This window comes from Leptospira stimsonii, from assembly GCF_003545885.1.
Taxonomy (GTDB): domain Bacteria; phylum Spirochaetota; class Leptospiria; order Leptospirales; family Leptospiraceae; genus Leptospira; species Leptospira stimsonii.
Map to the genome: position 1 here is coordinate 694766 of NZ_QHCT01000001.1, position 14287 is coordinate 709052.

The 14287-nt window shown below is 40.7% G+C and carries 13 protein-coding genes and 1 pseudogene; 6 read left to right on the forward strand and 8 right to left on the reverse strand.

Annotation, left to right across the window (positions count from 1 at the left end):
• Positions 1-375: 375 nt before the first annotated feature.
• From ilvC to DLM75_RS03445, 4 genes and pseudogenes are all read left to right on the forward strand, one after another.
• Entirely contained in the window at positions 376-1377 is a 1002-nt protein-coding gene (ilvC, locus tag DLM75_RS03435; protein WP_118967114.1) for a ketol-acid reductoisomerase, read from the forward strand.
• 716 nt (positions 1378-2093) lie between these two features.
• Positions 2094-2567 (forward strand): annotated as a pseudogene (locus tag DLM75_RS24875) (porin OmpL1).
• Between the two features lie 61 nt (positions 2568-2628).
• Positions 2629-2889, forward strand: a complete 261-nt coding sequence (locus DLM75_RS24880) for a porin OmpL1 (RefSeq protein ID WP_346725203.1) — start codon at positions 2629-2631, stop codon at positions 2887-2889.
• Positions 2890-3251: 362 nt separating this feature from the next.
• On the forward strand, positions 3252-4874 hold the full coding sequence (locus DLM75_RS03445) for a caspase family protein (protein ID WP_118967115.1): 1623 nt from the start codon (positions 3252-3254) through the stop codon (positions 4872-4874).
• A gap of 35 nt (positions 4875-4909) precedes the next feature.
• Here the strand turns inward: DLM75_RS03445 and DLM75_RS24200 are convergent, their stop codons facing one another.
• Both DLM75_RS24200 and DLM75_RS03455 read right to left on the reverse strand, forming a co-directional pair.
• Positions 4910-5119 (reverse strand): hypothetical protein, encoded by a 210-nt coding sequence (locus tag DLM75_RS24200; RefSeq protein WP_118967116.1) that lies wholly within the window; start codon positions 5117-5119, stop codon positions 4910-4912.
• Positions 5095-5301 (reverse strand): hypothetical protein, encoded by a 207-nt coding sequence (locus DLM75_RS03455; protein WP_118967117.1) that lies wholly within the window; start codon positions 5299-5301, stop codon positions 5095-5097. The genes DLM75_RS24200 and DLM75_RS03455 overlap by 25 nt, the downstream gene beginning before the upstream one ends.
• Positions 5302-5476: 175 nt before the next feature.
• Here DLM75_RS03455 and DLM75_RS03460 point away from each other — a divergent pair, with 175 nt between their 5' ends.
• Positions 5477-5713 carry a hypothetical protein gene (locus DLM75_RS03460; RefSeq protein WP_010573237.1) on the forward strand — a complete coding sequence of 79 codons (237 nt, stop codon included), beginning with the start codon at positions 5477-5479 and terminating at the stop codon, positions 5711-5713.
• Positions 5710-7545 (forward strand): MutS-related protein, encoded by a 1836-nt coding sequence (locus DLM75_RS03465; protein WP_118967118.1) that lies wholly within the window; start codon positions 5710-5712, stop codon positions 7543-7545. The genes DLM75_RS03460 and DLM75_RS03465 overlap by 4 nt, the downstream gene beginning before the upstream one ends.
• A 220-nt stretch (positions 7546-7765) precedes the next feature.
• Here DLM75_RS03465 and DLM75_RS03470 read toward each other — a convergent pair whose 3' ends face one another.
• Genes DLM75_RS03470 through DLM75_RS03495 form a run of 6 tightly spaced genes read right to left on the reverse strand, consistent with a single transcriptional unit; the run spans position 7766 to position 14268 of the window.
• Entirely contained in the window at positions 7766-8191 is a 426-nt protein-coding gene (locus tag DLM75_RS03470) for an LIC_13387 family protein (RefSeq protein WP_118967119.1), read from the reverse strand.
• A gap of 14 nt (positions 8192-8205) precedes the next feature.
• Positions 8206-10257 (reverse strand): AsmA family protein, encoded by a 2052-nt coding sequence (locus DLM75_RS03475; RefSeq protein WP_118967120.1) that lies wholly within the window; start codon positions 10255-10257, stop codon positions 8206-8208.
• Positions 10254-11216 carry an ABC transporter ATP-binding protein gene (locus DLM75_RS03480; RefSeq protein WP_118967121.1) on the reverse strand — a complete coding sequence of 321 codons (963 nt, stop codon included), beginning with the start codon at positions 11214-11216 and terminating at the stop codon, positions 10254-10256. Before DLM75_RS03480 ends, DLM75_RS03475 begins: the two co-directional genes overlap by 4 nt.
• A gap of 9 nt (positions 11217-11225) precedes the next feature.
• Positions 11226-12221: an ABC transporter ATP-binding protein gene (locus DLM75_RS03485; protein ID WP_118967122.1), complete on the reverse strand. Its 996-nt coding sequence runs from the start codon at positions 12219-12221 to the stop codon at positions 11226-11228.
• Entirely contained in the window at positions 12218-13261 is a 1044-nt protein-coding gene (locus DLM75_RS03490; RefSeq protein ID WP_118967123.1) for an ABC transporter permease, read from the reverse strand. Before DLM75_RS03490 ends, DLM75_RS03485 begins: the two co-directional genes overlap by 4 nt.
• A complete protein-coding gene (locus DLM75_RS03495; protein WP_118967124.1) occupies positions 13258-14268 on the reverse strand; it encodes an ABC transporter permease subunit in 1011 nt (336 codons plus the stop codon). Before DLM75_RS03495 ends, DLM75_RS03490 begins: the two co-directional genes overlap by 4 nt.
• Positions 14269-14287: the final 19 nt, after the last annotated feature.

Below are 14287 nucleotides of genomic sequence, written 5' to 3' on the forward strand. Positions count from 1 at the left end.
CGACAAAGAGAATTTGAGAAAAATCAAATCTTCTTGCAAGGCGAGCGTTTTCTTCTCAAATGTCTTCGATTTTCGTCCTTCAAAGAGAAAGAAATTCAAAAGAAATCGAATTTCGATCCGTTACGATCTTAAATTCTTAAGATACATAATTTTAGAAATCGATACGAGGCTTTTGGACGAAAGTTTTTCATTTCGGAAAGAATATGAGAATACATTCAGTTTCGATTTTATTCCTGAATTCAGCTTCGGACTTCAAAGAACGGGAATTGGATTCTTATAACCCTGTTTTTTGAACAGATTGTGTCTGTTTATTTCAGTTGTCATTCTACCCTTTTTCAAATGTTTAGTAAAAAGGAACACTCGAGGAAAGGGAAAATGGCAAATATTTATTACGACGCCGATTGTGATTTAAGTTCACTCAAAGGTAAAACCATTGCAGTGATCGGCTACGGAAGCCAGGGACACGCCCAGGCTCAAAACATGAAGGATTCCGGACTAAAAGTTATCATCGGTCTGAAAGAAGGATCCAAATCAGTACAAGACGCTAAAAATGCAGGTTTCGAAGTATATAGCGTCGCAGAAGCTTCACAAAAAGCAGACATCATTCAAATTTTAGCTCCGGATACGATTCAGGCGGATCTTTACAAAAAGGATATCGAACCCAATCTGAAAAAAGGCGATGCTCTCGTTTTCTCTCACGGGTTTAATATTCATTACGATTTTATCCAACCTCCAAAAGACGTGGACGTTTATATGGTGGCTCCGAAAGGACCAGGTCACCTTGTAAGAAGAGTTTACACCGAAGGTGGTGGGGTTCCATGTTTGATCGCGATCTATCAAGATTCTACCGGTGAGGCGAAAAAAAGAGCCCTCGCACACGCCGCTGGCGTCGGTGGCGGACGTGCTGGAATTTTGGAAACTTCTTTCCGTGAAGAAACCGAGACGGACCTTTTCGGTGAACAAGTCGTTCTCTGCGGCGGTCTCTCCAACTTGATTATGGCGGGTTTTGAAACCTTGACCGAAGCAGGTTACGATCCTGAGATCGCATACTTTGAATGCCTTCACGAAGTGAAATTGATCACAGATTTGATTTACGAAGGTGGTCTTGCGAGAATGAGATTCTCCATTTCCGATACTGCGGAATACGGCGATTACGTTAGCGGTCCTCGAGTGATCGACGCGGGCGTAAAACAAAGAATGAAAGAAGTTCTGAACGATATTCAAAAAGATAAAGGCGCAAAATTCGCGAATAACTGGATGGCCGAAACAAAAGCAGGTTATCCAAACTTTAAGAATATGAGAGATAAGAACGCCGCGCACCCGATCGAATCGGTGGGCAAAAAATTGAGAAGCATGATGAAATGGTTATCTAAATAATCATTTTATTTCATTTCTTTCTAAATGAAACCCGGTAAGAGAAATCTTCCGGGTTTTTTTATTTCCGGAAGAATCAAATTCGTTTTTCCGAAATGATTCGTTCGTTTCCTATTTAGTTCCAATCTTAGAAAGGAAAACGGCGCGATTGGTCCTCTTCAATATCAAGGCGGGCCTGGATCGTATGGAATATTAGAATCCTCTAAACTCAGAGATCGGCAAATTTAATTTAAAGTCGGATCGGTTGAACGGCTGATTTTGATATTCTCCGTTTATTTCCTTTGTTTTCATCGGGAGATTCATTTCCTCGTTTGTTTCAAAATGGAATTAGAATAGATCCTTGAAATAGTATTTGTAAGCAGGCGAAAACTTTATTTTGTATCCTATGAAGTCTTATTCGCCATATTGAAATGATACACACGATCGCTTTAATATATTTATATATTCTATTTATTTAATTTAAATTTTTGGTTCCGAATAAGTCGTAAAAAATATCCGTTTCGAATCGTGTTTGACTCCTTCGAAGCACTTCCTAAGTAGTATTCGTTTCATAAAAAGAAGATGAAATATGGTTTTCATTCTGAAGTAAGGGCAATCCTGTAGAAGAAAAAAAGGAGTATTGGAATGTTTCAAAAATTTTTAAAAGTCGGTGTCATCCTCGTTTTTACCATTGTTGCTCAAAATGTAAGCGCGAAGTCGATTGCGTTCGGAAGTTTCGGATGCAGTTTGATTTGGGGCAGTTAGGCGGAACCATCGAAAAGGACGGCTTGGATGCGGCGAACTACTATCCTGTGACTGCGACGGATGGGACAACCGGAGTTGCGACTCGAAGAGCGGTGATTCCTGAAAATCGTTTGCAAACCTTAGAGAATACGACCGCTGGTATGATCAATGTGAATCACAACAGCGCAATGACCGGTCTAGTTTTTTCGGCTGGTTACGAACGCGATTTAGGTAAAAATTTTTTCGTTCGAGTTGCGACAAACTATACGCAAAAGGTTATGGGTGGAGATACGGAAGCAAAAGCGCTTGGCTTCAAATTCTACGATATCGTTTGGGATTACGACGCCGTTCAAATACCGATCAACTTTGGAATCTAAGCCTCGGATTCGGAAGATACTTCCGTTTATATCGGAGGTGGTTTTCACTATTTCAAAGGCGGATGGAGTTTATCCGGTTCTAATAATTCCTGAACGTAACATGACGGCTTAGTAATGTTAGGTCTACCTTCTACCCTCGCAAATTTAGTCGCTGATGGAACTTCTCCTTCCGCAGTTTGGGAAGACGTCCGCTTTTAGTGTAGGCGGTTTCGCACCGAATTCGCTGATCGGTGCTCAGACGAGAGTGACCGATAAAGGTTTTGTTTTTATGGAAGCGGAAACTCTTTATTCTGAGAAACTGGGAACGGGACATACGCAATCCGCAGGAGGAATCGTCAGTTTAGCTCCTTCCCCGGCTTATCCGATCGTTTTAGGTGGAACGCAATATCGAATTGGATACAAGCACGAACTCTAAAATTTACGATTTGATTTTTATTGGAAAGGGTGAGGAACCCTTTCCTTTTTTGAGCTAGAGACTAGGTAAATCCTTGTTCCTTTGGAACTATAAGCTCTTTTTTGAACTTATTTTAGAAACTTCCTTTCGCACTTAAAATCGTAACTAAAAGTATTCCTTTTTTGAAAGAAACAGACAGAAAATTCATCACATCGTCGAATTCTTTTTCGGTTTCTAAGATTTTTCGAAAACGGAACCATTCTTTTTGAATGGAAAATTCTTTCCTAATTTCTTAAGAAGGAATTCTTCCCTTAAAAAAATAATGACAAAAGGATTTCTTTTGTTACCCTGATTCCATTCTCAATCATCCCAGGAGGCCAGGTTTGAAATCCAAGCTATCGGCAATCAGCGTCTGTTTGATTTTATTTTTTGCAACGGATGCATTTGCACAAAAAAGATACGGGCTTATTTTCGGTTCGAACTACACCGGCAATAAAGCAGGAATTCCGGAACTCAACCTTTGCGAAGCAGATGCAAAGTATTTGAATGATGAAATTCGAAGAGTCGGAAATTTCGACGAGGTAAAGATTATCCTCGGTAAAGATGTAACAAAGGATAATATTGAAAAAGAAATTAAGGCCTTAGGAAAAAAGGCGGGCGATGACGACACCGTTCTTCTTTATTTCTCAGGTCACGGTGCGTTTCAGAGAGACGCCTCCGCAAAAAACGGAATGAGAAACTTGATCATCTGTTATGATCGACCTCACCTCCAAGACGACGAGTTGAATAAATATTTAGAAAAAGTAAAATCTCCTAAAACGGTTTTTATCTTTGACTGTTGTTTTTCCGGCGGCATCGCGAAGAAAGGGAAAGCGACCAGAGGTTCAGCAGATGTTCCGATTCCTGAGGGAAGCAACGGAACTGTAAAACAAGATTCAGAAGACTTTTTCTTTCAAGATAAGGCGATTATCTCTTCCGCGGACGATAACCAAACCGCGATCGAAGTGGGTGGAAGTATCAACCACGGAATTTTTACCTATAATTTTGGAAGAGCTCTCAGCACGGCTGATTTAAACAAAGATAACGTTGTGACCGCCTTAGAGGCTTTTTTCAAATCCAAAGATGAAACCGTTCAGATGGCGAAGAAGTTTCAGCATGAGCAGGTTCCACAAATTTCAGGGAACGCATCCGGAATTTTTCTTTCCGGTAAAAAGAATCCGGAACCTCCGAAGCCTGTTGATCCTCCAAAACCTCCGCCTCCATCTGTAGAACCGGATACCGATCCTGTGAAACCGGATCCAGTTCAGCCTGTAGTAACTCCGCAAGAACCTCCCGTCGTTCCAACGAATGAAAGAGGGGACCTAGTTTTGAAAACGACGATCATTCAAGATCGCGCTTACGGACTTTCCGATCTTCCTCCCGATGTTTTGATTTTTGCGAAGAAGAAAAGAAAAGGGAATCGAAACGTGAAAGTATTTATCGATGATCAGGAATTTACTTCTTCCGTATCGGCTTCTCCTTCTAATTTTTGGGGTTCCGTGAAGAGACAGGGGCAATTGATTCCGGGAAATATTTATACGATTTCTTTGAGTAAGGTTCCTGCGGGAGTTCACAAGATTACGATCAAGGCGGATGATTATCCGGAAATTCAAGAGACGTTTGCCGTTCTTCCGAATAAGAAGAATGAACTCGTGATCAATGCTTCTATGAGCGGTTTCGGAGCGATTCAGGGAAAGGTTTTTTACAAAACCTTAGACAATCCGGTGATCAATCAGCCGATCTTTATGCCGACGATTTCCAGCGTAACCGGGATTCAAAAATTGAATACGGACAGCGAAGGAAATTTTTGGTTCACAAATCTCAAACCGGGTGATTACGAAATCAAGGCGTCCTTTGCTGAAGATCTGAATCTTAACAATTCTATGATCAATGTCAGAGAAGGCGATGTTACCAAGGTGGATGTGATTCTTAACGTGAAGATGCCTTCCACGAAAACGAAATACTAAACAAGCATTTCGTACCAAAGAAAAAGCCTGCTAAATTAGCAGGCTTTTTTGTTTTGAAGGATCGGAGAAAGAATTTCAGATCCGATTCCTAAAAGACTGACTTTCGCAGGTTGTAAACTCAGTATTTGTATTTCTACCGATAAAGTCTCACGGTAAAAAATCACTTGAAATCGGGCTTCCAGTTCGTTCGAGATAAAATTGAGCTGGCTGATTTTCTTGTTCAGTCTTTCAGAAAATTCTTCCACTCGCTGGTTTGAAATCTACGCTTACGAATTTCTTTTAATTTTTCCATCTGGCTGGAATTGAGTAAGGTTCCGGCTTTTAACCCGGATTGAGGAAGAATTGTGTTGTTTACGAGATTTGCGGTGGTTTTGCCGATCGAGAGAAAGGAACTTTTCAGTTCGGGATCCATTTCTGGGTAAAACATTTTGCGCCTCCATGCGACTTTCTGGTTTGGTTCGAGTTTTATGTATCAGGAGTTTGCTTCTTCTCATCCTTGAGAAAGCAATTGACTCCCTAAACTACATATCGCTGAAATTGGAAAATACTTGAGTATTTTTTTTCTTGTACGATTTTTCCCAAAACGGTAAAATTGCAAAAAAATGCAGATCCGACTGATCAACAACACGGGTAAAAGAACGGGAAGATTCGTCGCCTACGAATACGGCACGGATTTGTTCGGATACGTTTACGTGGATAAGATCAAAGGTAAGGAACGCGGAAAACTTGTTTCTCGTTGGGTGATGCCCGACCTCGGATCGTTGGTTCGTTTGTTGGATTTTGAGATTTATAAACGCGAAAACGAACACTATGAAAATATAAACTCCCTTACAGGATGACTTCTTTTTCTAAGATCGCATTGCTCGAACGTAGAAGCGGAAAATTAAAACGACTTCACGAACGAGTTTCCATTCTTCTCTCGAAACTTTCTCTATTTCGACTTCTCTTCTTCACTGCTTTTGTATTCTGGATTTCGATTTTTTATTATCTAAGATCCGATTATAGATTCTATCTTCCCTCCTTGCTGATTCTTTTTGTATTTTTCTTTTTCGTGAGAAGATATAAGAAAACTCTTTCTTCCAGAGAAAGGATCCGTCTTTGGCAATTCGTTTTAGAAAGGGAAGTAGCAAGAATCAAGATCAAGGGTTTTGGAAAAAAATTCGGAACGCGCGTTTCCTTAGAAAATATTTCTCCTCTCGCAAGGGATTTAGATCTTTTTCGCGAAACCGGCCTTTTTCCTTGGCTGGATACGACCTTTACGACGAACGCCGAAAAAAAAATAGTCTCTTTACTGGACCCGAACGAATCAACGTCTTTGGAATTTCAAAGAGAGAATGTTCTACATAGACAATCGATAGTAAAATCGATATCCGAAAAAACATTAGCAATTCCTAAAATACTTAGATTGGCGTCTTATCTCGGGGAGAATCCGGATTCTTCCGAGATTTTTCGAAAAACAAGTCCGAATCTCATCCAATCGGATTTAGCCTCTAACCTTTGGGAACGATATCCTTGGCTTTCTAAAATCTATAAACCGGTAACGATTTTAGTTCTCGCTTTGATACCTGCAAATATACTTTTAGGCGTTCCTTTTCCCGCTTCGGTTCTATTTTTAAATTTAATCCTATTCGGGCTTTATCGATCGCTCTCATTGGAAGTATTTCAACAATACTATTCGCTTTCTGGCAGTATTCAGGGACTTCAAAAAATTCTAATCTATCTCAAAGGATTGAAAATTCAGGATAGGAATGGTAAGTTTCTTTTACAAGAAACTTCCAAAGAAGAATTGAGATCAGCCTTCGAAGACCTTGACCGAATTTTAAAACGTGTCGCGTTAACGGAAGCTCCGCTTCTTCATCTGATTCTTAATAATCTATTCTTGTACGATCTTTGGATATTGCAGAGAATTTCGAAATGGCGGAAAAAACATTCTCTTCTTTTAGAAAGATCCGTTGAAGATTTGATCGTGTTCGATTCTCTGGTTTCGTTCGCGAATCTCAAATGGATGTTTCCTGATTATTGTTTTCCGAATATTCTTCCCGATGATTCCTCCGTATCGATTTCAGGAATAGATATCTATCATCCTTTAATTCCCTTCGATTCTAAGGTGCCTAACGTGCTCGACTCAGTAAAGGAAGGGGACGTGGTTTTGATTACCGGTTCGAACATGTCGGGGAAAACGACTTACCTTCGTACGATCGGAGTCGCTTCGATTCTTGCGCTTGCCGGCGCTCCCGCTCCCGCTTCCGAATTTGCGCTTCCTGTATTATTCATTCATACGAATATGAGAAACGAAGACAATCTAGAGGAAGGGATTTCCTTTTTCTATGCGGAAGTGAGACGTCTTTCCGAAATCGTTCGTAAAATTAAAGATCCGAATCGACCACACCTCGTTCTTTTGGATGAAATTCTAAAAGGAACAAATACACGCGAGCGTTCTCTTGCTTGTAAAGGAATTCTCAAAGAGCTCAAGAAGAATCGGGTGTTGGGACTGGTAACCAGCCATGATCTTGAGTTAGCGAAAGTGGAAGGGGTGATTTTGAAACACTTTCAGGAAGAAATCTTGGACGGTAAGATGCACTTCGATTATAAAATTCGAGACGGACTTGTGGAAACGAGCAATGCTCTTCGAATTTTGATTCAAGAAGGAATGGATTTGGATTTTAGTTGAAAACCAAAGAAATCAAAGCTTCTAATTACTTTTGATTTTCGCTTCGAGTGAATTTCGATGGTTATAATTTCAATTCCCGATATTTTCGTTTTTAATCCTTTTCGTATGCGAGATTTTAGAAAGAATATTCTAAAAATATAATTTATTCACGAATCACTTAGTTCGATTTCTTATTCGGAAATTGATAAGAATCATAAGAAGTTAGACATTTCCTACAAAATTACGATTCTTTTCTTAATAGAAAAATACTGCCTAAAATGGACAACGCTCCCAAACAAGAGATCAGGGTCGGTGCCGGAAAAAAATAAACAAAGCCGGTGATAGAAAAACCGAAAACGCAAAAGAAAATCGGGATCAATAATTTCATAACGACTTTCGGATGTTTACTCTCGAGATTTGATAAAAGCCAAAGTAAGATCACCAAAGAGAATACAGTGATACTTAGATTTAAACTCATTCCCGAATAAAATTGATCGTAGGTCTTATCTACACCGTCCATTGGAATCTTGGTCATTTGCATCGCAGTGATCGTACTGATCGCACGCAGGTCAACCGTGTTGTATCGAGTAAAATGACCGAAGGAGTGACCTATTGTAAAAATCAACATGAGAATCGATGAGATTCGAATTAGAATTTTGGGTTTCATTTTATTTCCTAAAGTTATTTTCCCTTTTTCTCATCTTTGGATGAAAAAAGACCTTTGAATCCTTCCCAAGCATCTCTTACGTATTCCGATACGACGGATCCAGCGATTCCTCCACCATACGGACCTCCAAGAGGAGTAAAAAACGGAGCCAGAATCGTACTTCCTGCGAAGACGGAGCCCAACCAGATCGGATCGACGTAAGGAATCGACTGTTTAAAAACACCTCTGTAAATGATCGGAATTTTTAACGCTTTTCCTACGATGTTTCCGCCCAATCGTAAGTTGATTAAAACATCCACGTTCTTTTCAAAACTAATACTTCCTTTTCCGTCGGCTTCGAGCCCATTGCCCTGTAGTTTTAGATTTTGAAAGTAGAATCGATTGTTCTCAATTTTAAAATTGGATTTTAAGGAAGTAAATTCGACTTTGCGACCGTCGATTCCGCTGAAAGAAATAATTTTACCAAGTGTATTCAATACCGGAACCATAAAGTTCGCATATCCCAAAAGTTCTCCATTGAGAACTTGAAGGTTTCCGGATCCTTCCATGTTTCTGAAAAAATCGGCCGTAAAATCCGTGGAGCGATCTCCGACTTCAGTCACAAAATTGAAATTGCTAAATAAATTTCCGTTAATGATTCTTTCCGAAACGTAAGGCATTAAAATTCGATCAGAAAATACCCGATAGGCTTCTCCTTGTACCTCGAAGCGGGATTTGAACGGATTAATTTTAGATTTTCCTAATATTTCTCCATTATAAATATATGCGTGAAAACTCGAAATTGTTACCCACGGGTAGCTGTATTTTACGTCCGCCTTTAAAACGGGGAAACGATGTTTTAGCACATAGACGTTTCTCAGATCGGCAGTGAAATAAAAAACCCCGTCCGGTCTTTTGGGATCCTCGAACGCGGTTGTAAATTCGAATAATTTTGCGAATCGGAAAACGCTATGGTAATCTAGATAATTTGCGGAAATTTGAAACGATGCGTTTGTCTTTTGATTCCATACGACTGTTCCTTTCGCCGAACCTTCCACGATTCCCGGCCAGGTCAAAGTCATATAAGGAAATTCTAATTTTTTATTCGGAATATCTAATTTAATTCCGAGATTTAATTTTATATCGCCGAAAGGGTTTCCGCCCTTGTATGCGAAATATTTGGCTTGAGCGGTGATGTTGAAATTGATCGTTTCATACTGTGATTTCTTAACCTGGACTGTTCCGTTTAGGACGGTTTTTGTGAAATCGGCTTTCGGAAAGATGAAGAATAGATCTCGAAAAATGGATAAGGAACAATTATCAAAGATAACAGTGGTTTGAAATTCGAGCTTATCCAGAGTTGTAGGGAATTCATCCAAACCTGCATTTCCGTAGATCTGAAAACTCTGACCGTCTAATTTTCCGACTAAGTTTACATCCAACGTATCTCCATAAAATGATATTTCGAATGAGGATTTCCAAAGATAAATTCCGTAGGTTCGAGTATGAGTGTCGTCCTGATAATTGATGTAAAAATTTTCAATGTGAACGTTTTTGAGACCGATCTTGAGCATTTCTTTCGGATTGAATGGAGTCGGAATTGTGGCAGATGGCGGATCAAAAATTCGAACCGTATTTGATTTGCGAGTAAGCTCCGGATCGTCTTTTTCTTTTTGCAAATATTCGATTAAATTGATCGAGCCATCCTTTGACTTGTGAAGATTTATATTACCGCCGGAAATATAAATGTCTCGAATTTCGACTTTTTGTCCCAGCAATCCGAACCAAGAAATATCGATTTTGATCTGGTCGCTGATTCCTACGATGATATCACCTTTCCTGACGATGACTGAATTCAGTTCGATGCCGGGAAAGGGAAATAGAAGAAGATCGGATTGATCGACTTGAATTTCTAAACCGGTCGACTTTTCGATTTCAGAAAGAATAAAATCCTTATAAAAATCCTGACGGGAAAGAATCGGTAGGATCGTAAAAAGCGCAAGTAGAAGAACTTGAAAAAGAAGAATCGCAAGAAATTTGATTCGATTATTATATAAGAAAAATTGAATGCGATGGAGAGATTTCATTTTCCTCGTTCCAAAGGAAAGTGGCACAAGACTTTTTGATCGGCTTCCCGATTTTTCCAACTCGGGAATTCTGATTTACAGATATCTTGAGCGATCGGACAGCGAGTGTGAAAATGGCAACCGGAAGGTTTGTTAACAGTACTCGGTATTTCTCCTTTGAGTGGAGTTCTTACTTTTTTACGGTCGTAGACGTCGAATGTGGATTGAAATAGCGCCTTGGTATAAGGATGTGCCGGCGACGAAACGATATCTTTTGTTTTACCGATTTCTACGATTTTTCCCAAATACATTACGGCAATCCGATCCGAAATAGATTTTACCACACCTAAATCGTGGGAGATAAATAAATAGGAGAGTCCGAACTCATTTTTTAATTCGACGAGGAGTTTTAAAACTTGAGTTCCTGTGGAAACATCCAGCGCGGAAACGGATTCGTCGCAGATGAGAAACTTAGGTTTTAGGATCAGCGCCCTTGCAATCGCAATTCTTTGTCTTTGGCCTCCGGAGAATTCATGCGGAAAACGAGTGAGAATATCCGAGGATAAATTGACTCGTTCTAAGATGGCTTTGATTTTTTCCTGCGCCTCTTCTTCGGTAAGTTTTTCGTGAATCTCCAATCCTTCCTTTAAGATTTCGGAGATTGTCATTCTCGGATTTAAGGAAGAATACGGATCCTGAAAGATGATCTGAATGTTTTTCCTAAAAGGAAAAAATTCGGAATTGGGAAGGGAAGTGATCTCTTGATCTTCGAAATAGATCGTACCGGATTCGGGTTGTAAAAGTTTTACCAGCCCTCGTCCCAGTGTGGACTTTCCACAACCTGATTCTCCCACAAGACCGAGAATTTCATTGCTTTCTATTTCTAAGCTGATTCCGTCTACGGCCGCGATTCGATTCTTCTTAAATCCGAAACCTGATTTGGAATAAAAGCTGATTGTTAAGTCTTGAATACGAATCATGAGATACTCTTAATTTGAGTCCGGTTTTTGAGAAAGAAAACAAGCTGACTGATGCGATTCCTCACCTGACTCAATAGAGAACAATCCAGGTTTGCTTTCTTTGCACGTATTAAACACGGATCTACAACGCGTGGAATAATGACATCCATGCGGGTATTGATCGGGTGAAGGGACGATTCCTTGGATGGGAAGAAGATCATGAACCGATTTTGCCAGTGAGGGGATCGACCTGAGTAAGTCGATCGTATAAGGATGATTTGGCGAATCGATTACGGAATCAGTTCCCCCAAGTTCGGCGATTCTTCCGGCATACATCACTGCGATTCTGTGCGCGATTGTCCCAACGAGTCCGAAGTCGTGAGAAATAAAGAGGATGGACATTCGATTCTGCTTTTGCAAATTCAAAAGTAATTCCACAAGTTGGGCTTGAATCGTTACATCGATCGCACTCGTGGGTTCGTCCGCAATGAGAAGAGAAGGGTCGCACATCAATGCCATCGCGATGCTGATCCTTTGCAAAATTCCACCACTCATCTGATTCGGATAAGAATAGAGTCTTTGTTTGATGTCGGTGATTCCAACCGAAGAAAGAAGATGTTCCGCTTTTTCGACGGCTTCCTTTCGATTGGAAGAAATATGCATCAGATAGGCTTCGATCATCTGCTCTTCGATCTTCATCAAAGGATTCAACGCGGCAAACGGTTCTTGAAATACGTAAGAAATTTCTTTCCCACGAATTTTTCTCAATTCTTCCGGTGAAAGTTTTAACAGATCTCTTCCTTGATAAAGGATTTCTCCGGACTTCACTCGGGATATATTGGAAGGAATGAGTCTTGTAAGCGCGAGCGCGGTCAATGATTTGCCACAGCCAGATTCTCCGATCAAGGAAAGAATTTCTCCTTCCTTAACTTCGAATGTCAAATTTTGAAGAACCGGAAGCCAGCGATTTTCAGAAAGAAGATCGAGGGAAAAATTCTTCACTTGTAAGAGATTCGAGGACGTCATTCGTAGACCGCCTTTTCTCTCGAATCAAAAGAATCGCGCAAACCTTCTCCGATGAATGAGGTCAAGAGAATCGTCAGGAAAAGAGCCGCCGATGGAAACGTAATCAACCACCAAGCGCTCAATCGTTCTCTTCCTTGACCGATCATTTCACCCCAAGAAGGATTCGGCGCTGGAATTCCGTAACCCAAGAAATCGAGCGCGCTCAAAATCGATATCGATCCGATCAAAGTGAACGGTAAAAAAGTGACTAAAGGTGTGATCGCGTTCGGAAGAATATGCCTTACCATGATTCGAAACGAACTCACACCGAGTGCTTTGGCAGAATCCACATAGGTCAACTGTTTGAGTTTGTAAAACTCACCTCGCATATAATACGAAATTCCGATCCAACTCAACGCACCGTAGGTTACGAGAAGAACGCCGAAGCCTCTCCCGAAAAATGCACCAACGATGAGAATCAAATATAAGAATGGAATGGCTGAAAGAATTTCAATGATTCTTTGCATCAAGATATCCAACTTACCGCCGAAGTAACCTTGCATTCCGCCGATTAAGGTTCCCATCGCCAATTCTAAAAATACGAGAATAAGTCCGAAGCTTAGGGCGTTGCGATACGCGTAAAAAACCCTCGTAAAAACGTCTCTTCCCCGATCGTCCGTGCCGAGCCAGTGTTTTGCATTCGGAGCCGAAGGAGGTGTATCACCTTCTTCCAAACTCTCGAGATTGTCTTCGTTGTAACCGTAAGGGACCGGTGCGAATAAAATCCAATTTGAGCCGGTTTGAAAGTCTTCTCGGAGTACGAGTTTTTTATAGTTGGGTGGAGTTAGATTCTCCCCTCCGAACTGCGACTCGGGATAAAAAGAAAAAACAGGATAACTCCATTTTCCTTGATAACTAACGATCAGAGGCTGATTTGTAGCGATCAAAGGAGCGAACAATGAAATCGCATAAGAAATAATTAATGTGTTTAAAGCGTACCAGGCTCGACGGTTCGCTCTAAACTTAGAAAATCTTTTTTTTAAAATCGGACTTAGGATCATTCGAATTGAATCCTCGGATCGATCAAAACGTAGCAGAAATCGGAAAGAATGTTTCCAACAAGAGAAAGAAAACTCTGAACCAATAAAAGTCCCATCATCAGTTCCGTATCCCGTTCCGTAACGGCTTGAAAACTCATAAGTCCCATTCCGTCGATATTGAATACGAGCTCGATGATGATCGATCCAGCGAGAACCAAGCTGAGATTGTTTCCGAAACCGGTGGCGATCGGAATCAAGGAATTTCGAAACGCGTGTTTAAAGATCGCGTCCTTAAAACTGAAACCTTTCGAAAGCGCAGTCCGAACATATTCTTTCGAGATTTGATCCAGAAGAGAATTTTTCATCAAAAGAGTAAGAACGGCGAAGGAACCGGAGACGTAGCAGATTACCGGAAGAAACATGTGTTGGATTCGATCGAATATTTTTTCCCAAGTGGAAAGAGATTCATATTCGTCCGAGACCTCGTGACCAAGGGGAAAGACGGAAAGAAGTTCTCCAGAAGCGAACGTATAAAGAAGAAGAACCGCGAATGCGAACGCGGGAATGGAATAGATGATTAGAATGATCCCGCTTGTTGTGATATCGAACTTCTCTCCGTTTCGAAGTGCCTTCGAGATTCCGAGAGGAATACAAATGAGATACGAAAGAAGAAATCCGGAAAGTCCGAACGTGAGAGAGACGGGCAACTTTTCCAAAATCAAATCCGTGACTTGACGGCTGTGAAGCCTGGATTCTCCAAGATTAAAAGTTAGAATTTCTTTGAGCCAGTAGAGATAGGCGATTCCGACGGGCTTATCCAGATGGAGTCTTTTTTTTATGATGTCGATTTCTTCTTCGGAAATCGTCTTCGCGCTTCCGCCCTGTGCGTTCGCATAACCTCGGATCTTTGCGATCTCCGTTTCGAGCGGTCCGCCGGGCGCGAAATGAGAGATCAAAAAAACGATAAACGTCATTCCCAATAAAGTCGGAATGATGAGAAGAAATCGTTTTAGGAAATATTTTTTCATTTCATATCCGTCTCCCGGA